Raw genomic sequence first — 6,320 nt, 5'->3', positions numbered from 1 at the left:
TGATGACCGGCGTGAGGGCGACCGGGGTTCGCGTCCGGCGTTCCAGCGTGACGACCGTGACCGCGGGCCGCGTCGCGACGACCGCGGGGACCGCGGTTTCCGGCGTGACGACCGGCGTGACGACCGACGCGACGAGCGCCCCGCCTTCCGGCGTGATGACCGACGCGACGACCGCCGCGACGACCGTCGGGGCGAGGACCGGGGCGGCTTCCGGCGCGATGACCGTCGTGACGACCGGGACCGTGGCGACCGCGGTGGTTACGGCCGTCGTGATGACAGCCGCGGTGGTGGCTACGGCGATCGCGGTGACCGTGGCGGTTATGGGCGTCGTGATGACCGGCGTGAGGGCGACCGGGGTTCGCGTCCGGCGTTCCAGCGTGACGACCGTGACCGCGGGCCGCGTCGCGACGACCGCGGGGACCGCGGCTTCCGACGTGACGACCGGCGTGACGACCGACGCGACGAGCGCCCCGCTTTCCGGCGCGACGACCGGCGTGATGACCGCCGCGACGACCGGCGGGGCGAGGACCGGGGCGGCTTCCGGCGGGACGACCACCGTGGTGAGCGCGGTGGCTTCCGGGGCCGTGACGGCCGTGACGACCGAGGCGGCCGTGACGACCGAGGTGGCCGTGACGACCGAGGTGGCCGTGGACCCCGCCGTGACGACCGCGGCGGTCGCCCGGGCGGCTTCCGGGGGCGTGACGACCGGCGTGACGACCGGCGCGACGACCGCCGTGACGACCGCCGAGGCGGTGGCGGCCGCTTCCGCGACGAGCGTGACCGGGACCGCGAGCCGATCAAGCGGCTGCCGATCCCGGAGGACGTCACCGGCGAGGAGATCGACAAGGACGTCCGGCAGGAGCTGCAGAGCCTGCCCAAGACGCTCGCCGAGGACGTCGCCAAGAACCTGGTGATGGTCGCGCGGCTCATCGACGAGGACCCCGAGGGCGCCTACGGCTACTCCAAGGTGGCTCTGCGCCTGGCGTCCCGCGTGGCCGCCGTGCGCGAGGCGGCCGGCTTCGCCGCGTACGCCAACCAGAAGTACAGCGAGGCCCTCGCCGAGTTCCGGGCCGCGCGGCGCATGACCGGCACCGTCGACTTGTGGCCGGTGATGGCCGACTGTGAGCGTGGGCTCGGGCGGCCGGAGAAGGCGCTGGACATGGCCGGTGCCCCCGAGGTGCACAAGCTGGACAAGGCCGGGCAGGTCGAGATGCGGCTCGTCGCGGCAGGCGCCCGGCGTGACATGGGGCAGCTGGACGCGGCCATCGTGACCCTGCAGAGCCCGGAGCTGGCCTCCAACGCCGTGCAGCCCTGGACCGCGCGTCTGCGCTACGCCTACGCCGACGCCCTGCTGGCCGCCGGCCGGGAGAACGAGGCGCGGGAGTGGTTCGCGAAGGCCGTCGAGGCCGACCGGGACGGCAGCACGGACGCCTCCGACCGGCTCGCCGAACTGGACGGCGTGGAGTTCGTCGACGCTCTCGACGAGACCGAGACCGAGAACGAGACCGAGACCGAGAACGAAGCTGAGGACGAGGCCGAGAAGGAAGCCGAGACCGAGGCCGAGAACGAGGCCGAGGACGAGGCCGAAACCGAGCGGGAGAGCGCGACCGACGGCGAGCGCCCGAGCGACGACGCCGAAGCCGCGCAGGACGACAAGGACTGATCCGAGTCGGTGACCGGGTGACGAGGTGACAAAGGGCGGGACCCATGCCGGGTCCCGCCCTTTCGCGTGTGCCGGGTCAGATCTCCAGTGTCCGCAACACCAGCCCCGACGCCGGCTTCGGGCCGAACGACGTCGACTTGCGGGGCATCGTCACGCCCTGCCGGGCCAGGTCGCGTACGACCTCCTCGTGGACCGGGTGCAGCAGGACGGCCGTACCGCCGTCGCGCTCGGCTTTCCGGACCGTGGCGGCCGTGTCGTGGATGTAGGCGATGTGGGCCGGGGAGTCCTCGGGGATGTGCCAGACGTGCTCGAGAAGCGTGGCGTGCAGGACGGTGGCGTCCAGGGAGCGCCAGGCCGCCGGGCGGTCCGCGGGGATCGTCCGGGCCAGCAGGTCCGGGTCGGGGCGGTCGATGAGATGGAAGGCGCCGTCGCCGGCCAGCAGGAAGGCGTTGCCCGCGCAGGCCGCGTCCGCCAGCGCCTCCAGGGCGCCGGGCAGCGGCACGTCGAGGCGTCGTACCCGGAACAGATCCTGCACCGCCGCCAGGGCGTCCGCGACCGGCAAGCCGTGCAGCAGGCGGTGGATGGCGCGCACGCGCAGCGGGTAGCGGGCGGTGTCGACCAGCAGGACCAGGCCGTGGTCCCAGGGGCTGGGGGAGGGGTGCTCGGCGCGCAGCTGCCGGTAGGTGGCCCAGCGGTGGTGGCCGTCGGCGATGAGGGCCTGGTGGTGGGCCAGGTCCGTCTGGACGAGGGTCACGTCGGCGGGGTCGGTGATCGCCCACAGGCGGTGCTGGAAGCCGTCCTCGGTGGTCGTGGAGAGCAGCGGGGGCTTCTCCGCCGTACGCTCGACGACCTCGGCCGCGGTGCCGTTGCCGCGGTAGGTGAGCAGCAGGGGCTCCAGGTTGGCGCGGGTGGCGCGCATCAGGGCAGCGCGGTCGGCGACCACCGCGGGCATGACGTCCTCGTGGGGCAGCACCACGCCGTCCGCGGGCTCTGACACGCGTAGAGCGCCGATGAGACCGCGCTGGACGATGCCGTTGCCGTCCTGCTCGTACACGTACAGGGCGGGGTCCGGGTCGGCGGCCAGCACGCCCTCGGCGAGCCAGTGGCGCAGGGTGTCCGCCGCCTGATCGTTGCGGGCGCTGGGCGTGTCGGCCTGCGGAAGGATCAGCCGAACGATGTTGTACGGGTCGGCCGACTGGAGGTGGTGCAGGCCGTCTGGGCGGACGACGACGTCATAGGGCGGGGACGTGACGGCGGCCAGGCTGCCGACCCGGTTGGCGTCGTAGCGAAGGCCGCGGAACGGGGTGAGTTCCAGACCTCGGCGCGCCGTTGCTTCCGAGTGACCTGCAGTGTTCATCCCGGCATCGTACGTGTGCGAGCGGTGTGCGGGATGATCGGGGGAAAGACGGTCGAACAAGGAGCGATGTGGAATGAGCCAGCGCGTCAGGACGAGGCCCGAGGGCAGTGGACGGCCCCTGAGCGAGGCGTACGACACGGCGCTGCTCGATCTGGACGGAGTGGTGTACGCGGGCGGGAACGCCATCGTGCACGCCGTCGACTCGCTGGCCCGTGCCCGCGCGGGCGGGATGCATCTGGCCTACGTCACCAACAACGCGCTGCGGACGCCGGACGTCGTGGCGGAGCACCTGACGGAGCTGGGGATAGCGACGGGGGCGGACGACGTCATCACCTCGGCCCAGGCGGTCGCGCGGCTGATCAGCGAGCAGGTGCCGGCCGGCTCCCGCGTGCTGGTGATCGGGGGTGAGGGGCTGCGGGCGGCGCTGCGCGAGCGCGGTCTGAGCCCGGTGGAGTCGGCGGACGACGATCCGGCGGCGGTGGTGCAGGGGTACGGCGGGCCCGAGCTGCCGTGGGGGCGGTTCGCGGAGGCGTCGTACGCGGTGGCGCGCGGGGTGCCGTGGTTCGCGTCCAACACCGACCTGACGATTCCCAGCGGTCGGGGGATCGCGCCGGGCAACGGGGCGGCCGTGGAGGTCGTACGGATCGCGACCGGCGCGGAGCCGCAGGTGGCGGGCAAGCCGTTGCCGCCCATGCACCGGGAGACGATCCTGCGGACGGGCGCGCAGCGGCCGTTGGTGGTCGGGGACCGGCTGGACACGGACATCGAGGGCGCGTTCAACGGCGGGGTGGACTCGCTGCTGGTGCTGACCGGCGTCACGGACGGCCCCCAGCTGCTCGCCGCGCCGCCGCAGCACCGGCCGACGTTCGTGGACGCCGATCTGCGCGGGCTGCTCACCGGCCAGCCGGACGTCACCGGGGACGGCGACGGGTTCCGCTGTGGTGGCTGGCAGGCGACGGCCGGGGCGGACCGGCTGGAGCTGGAGGGTGAGGGCGAGGCCCTGGACGGGCTGCGGGCGCTGTGCGCTGCGGCCTGGACGGCGGCCGGGGACGGTGTCTGCGAGCTGGACGGCGGGAAGGCGCTGGCGCGGCTCGGGCTCTGAAACGCACGTCGAGAAGCACATCGAGAGTACACATCGAGAACGCACATCGAGATCAAATGCGAGGGTAGGCTAACCTAACCTCGTGTTGGTCGACAGTCCTCCGGAACAGCGCGCGGAGACCGCCCCCGCGCCCCCAACCCGCCGGGTGGTGCGGGCTCTTGGGCTCCTCGCCGCCGTCGCGATCCTGGTGCTCGTCGCGCTGGCGAGCATCGCGATCGGGGCGAAGGCGTTGTCGCCGGACCAGGTCTGGCACGGCCTGTTCCACGACACGGGGACGTACGGCGACGTCGTCGTGGACGAGCGGATCTCGCGCACGGTCCTCGGACTGCTGGCCGGTGCCGCGCTCGGCCTGTCCGGGGCGGTGCTCCAGGCGCTCACCCGCAATCCGCTGGCCGACCCCGGGCTGCTCGGCATCAACGCCGGCGCCTCCGCGGCCGTCGTCACGGCCATCACCTACTTCGGCGTCACCAGCCTGACCGGATATGTGTGGTTCGCCTTCGCCGGAGCGGCGGCGGTCGGTGCGCTGGTCTGGTTCCTCGGCGGCAGCCGGGGCGCCACACCGGTGCGGCTCGCGCTCGCCGGTACGGCGATCAGCGCGGGGCTGTACGGCTATCTCCAGGCCGTGATGATCATGGACGACGCGGCGCTGGGCAAGATGCGCTTCTGGACGGTGGGTTCGCTGTCCTCGGCCACCAACTCGACCATTCTGCAGGTGCTGCCGTTCCTCGCGGTGGGCACGGTCCTCGCCCTGGGGCTCGCCCGGCCGCTCAACGCCGTGGCCATGGGCGACGACACCGCCAAGGCCCTCGGCGCCGACCTGAACCGCACGCGGGCGCTCTCCATGCTCGCCGCGACGGTGCTGTGCGGGGCGGCGACCGCCGCCTGCGGTCCGATCGCGTTCGTCGGGCTGATGGTTCCGCATGTCGTCAGGTCCTTCACGGGCCCGGACCTGCGCTGGATCCTGCCGTACGCGACGGTCCTGTCGCCCGTGCTGCTGCTCGGCGCCGACGTCGTCGGCCGGGTCGTGGCGCGCCCCTCGGAACTCCAGGTCGGCATCGTCACCGCGGTCATCGGCGGTCCGGTCTTCATCTTTCTCGTACGACGGCGGAGGACGGCGCAGCTGTGAGGACCAACCGTGTCATGAGGACGCCGGGCGGGCTCTCGCTGCGCCTGGACGTCCGGGCCGTCACCGTCGTCGTCCTGCTGCTGCTCGCCGCGCTCGCCGCGGGCGTCGTGCTGATCGGCACCGGCGACTTCCCGATCTCGGCGGGCGACGTGGTGAAGACGCTGCTCGGCAACGGCAACGCCGGCCAGGAGTTCATCGTCACCGAGCTGCGGCTGCCGCGGGTCCTGGTCGGGCTGCTGGTCGGCGCCTCCCTCGGGCTCGGTGGGGCGCTGTTCCAGGCCGTCACCCGCAATCCGCTGGGCAGCCCGGACGTGCTCGGCCTCGGGCAGGGGGCGACCGCCGGGGCGCTCGTGATGATCGTGCTGTTCTCCGGGAGCGCGACCGAGGTCACCGTGGGCGCGCTCGTGGGCGGGCTGGTGACCGGGCTCGCCATCTATCTGCTCGCCTGGAAGCGGGGCGTGCACGGTTATCGACTGGTCCTGGTCGGCATCGGTGTCTCCGCGATCGTCACGGCGATCAACGGCTATCTGCTCACCGTGTCCGACATCGTCGACGCCGCCCGTGCCGTCGTCTGGATGACGGGATCCCTGGGCGGCCGCGACTGGGAGCAGGTCTGGCCGCTGCTCGGGCTGTGTGCCGTGCTCGTGCCGCTCGTCCTCGCGGGCGCGCGCGGGCTGCGGATGATGGAGATGGGCGACGACGTCTCGAACGCCCTCGGCGTGCGCGTCGAGCGCGTCCGGGGCCTGCTGATGGTGGCCGCCGTCCTGCTCACCGCGACCGCCACCGCCGCGGCCGGCCCGGTCAGTTTCGTGGCCCTCACCGCACCCCAGCTCGCCCGGCGCCTGACCCGGTCTCCGGGCCCGAACCTGCTGCCGTCCCTGTGCATGGGCGCCGCCCTCCTGGTCACCGCCGACTGGGCCTCGCAGCGTGCCTTCGGCGCCGACCAGCTGCCCGTCGGCGTGGTCACCGGGGTTCTGGGCGGCGTCTACCTGCTGTGGCTGCTGGTCAACGAGCGCAGGGCGGGCCGGATATGACCGACTCCACGCAGCCGGACACGAGCGGCTCAGCGACC

5 protein-coding genes and 1 pseudogene are annotated in these 6,320 nt (G+C 73.2%); 4 read left to right on the top strand and 2 right to left on the bottom strand.

Annotated features, from left to right (window positions below; all coding sequences use genetic code 11):
• Positions 1-556: pseudogene (locus ACZ5DS_RS18135) on the bottom strand (hypothetical protein); the annotation flags it as partial.
• A gap of 249 nt (positions 557-805) precedes the next feature.
• Between ACZ5DS_RS18135 and ACZ5DS_RS18130 the strand changes: the two are divergent.
• A complete protein-coding gene (locus ACZ5DS_RS18130) occupies positions 806-1,663 on the top strand; it encodes a tetratricopeptide repeat protein (RefSeq protein ID WP_468239316.1) in 858 nt (285 codons plus the stop codon).
• Positions 1,664-1,739: 76 nt separating this feature from the next.
• Here the strand turns inward: ACZ5DS_RS18130 and ACZ5DS_RS18125 are convergent, their stop codons facing one another.
• The gene (locus ACZ5DS_RS18125; protein WP_468239283.1) at positions 1,740-3,020 is read right to left on the bottom strand and encodes a DUF1015 domain-containing protein; all 1,281 of its coding nucleotides are present in this window, start codon (positions 3,018-3,020) and stop codon (positions 1,740-1,742) included.
• A gap of 73 nt (positions 3,021-3,093) precedes the next feature.
• Here ACZ5DS_RS18125 and ACZ5DS_RS18120 point away from each other — a divergent pair, with 73 nt between their 5' ends.
• The 3 genes from ACZ5DS_RS18120 (at position 3,094) to ACZ5DS_RS18110 (ending at position 6,282) form a co-directional block, all read left to right on the top strand.
• Entirely contained in the window at positions 3,094-4,122 is a 1,029-nt protein-coding gene (locus ACZ5DS_RS18120; protein WP_468239281.1) for an HAD-IIA family hydrolase, read from the top strand.
• A gap of 82 nt (positions 4,123-4,204) precedes the next feature.
• Positions 4,205-5,248, top strand: coding sequence for a FecCD family ABC transporter permease (locus tag ACZ5DS_RS18115; RefSeq protein WP_468239278.1), 1,044 nt, complete (start codon positions 4,205-4,207; stop codon positions 5,246-5,248).
• A complete protein-coding gene (locus ACZ5DS_RS18110; RefSeq protein WP_468239275.1) occupies positions 5,245-6,282 on the top strand; it encodes a FecCD family ABC transporter permease in 1,038 nt (345 codons plus the stop codon). The genes ACZ5DS_RS18115 and ACZ5DS_RS18110 overlap by 4 nt, the downstream gene beginning before the upstream one ends.
• The last annotated feature ends 38 nt before the right edge of the window (positions 6,283-6,320 follow it).

The organism is Streptomyces sp. NPDC031100, assembly GCF_055570785.1.
The sequence above is the reverse complement of the archived record's forward strand: the minus strand, read 5'-3'. Positions and strand labels throughout refer to the sequence as shown.

What these genes read in the sequence shown, in the direction of transcription:
- ACZ5DS_RS18125 (WP_468239283.1), bottom strand. Translation starts at nt 3,020, where the DNA reads ATGAACACTGCAGGTCACTCGGAAGCAACGGCGCGCCGAGGTCTGGAA.
- ACZ5DS_RS18120 (WP_468239281.1), top strand. Translation starts at nt 3,094, where the DNA reads ATGAGCCAGCGCGTCAGGACGAGGCCCGAGGGCAGTGGACGGCCCCTG.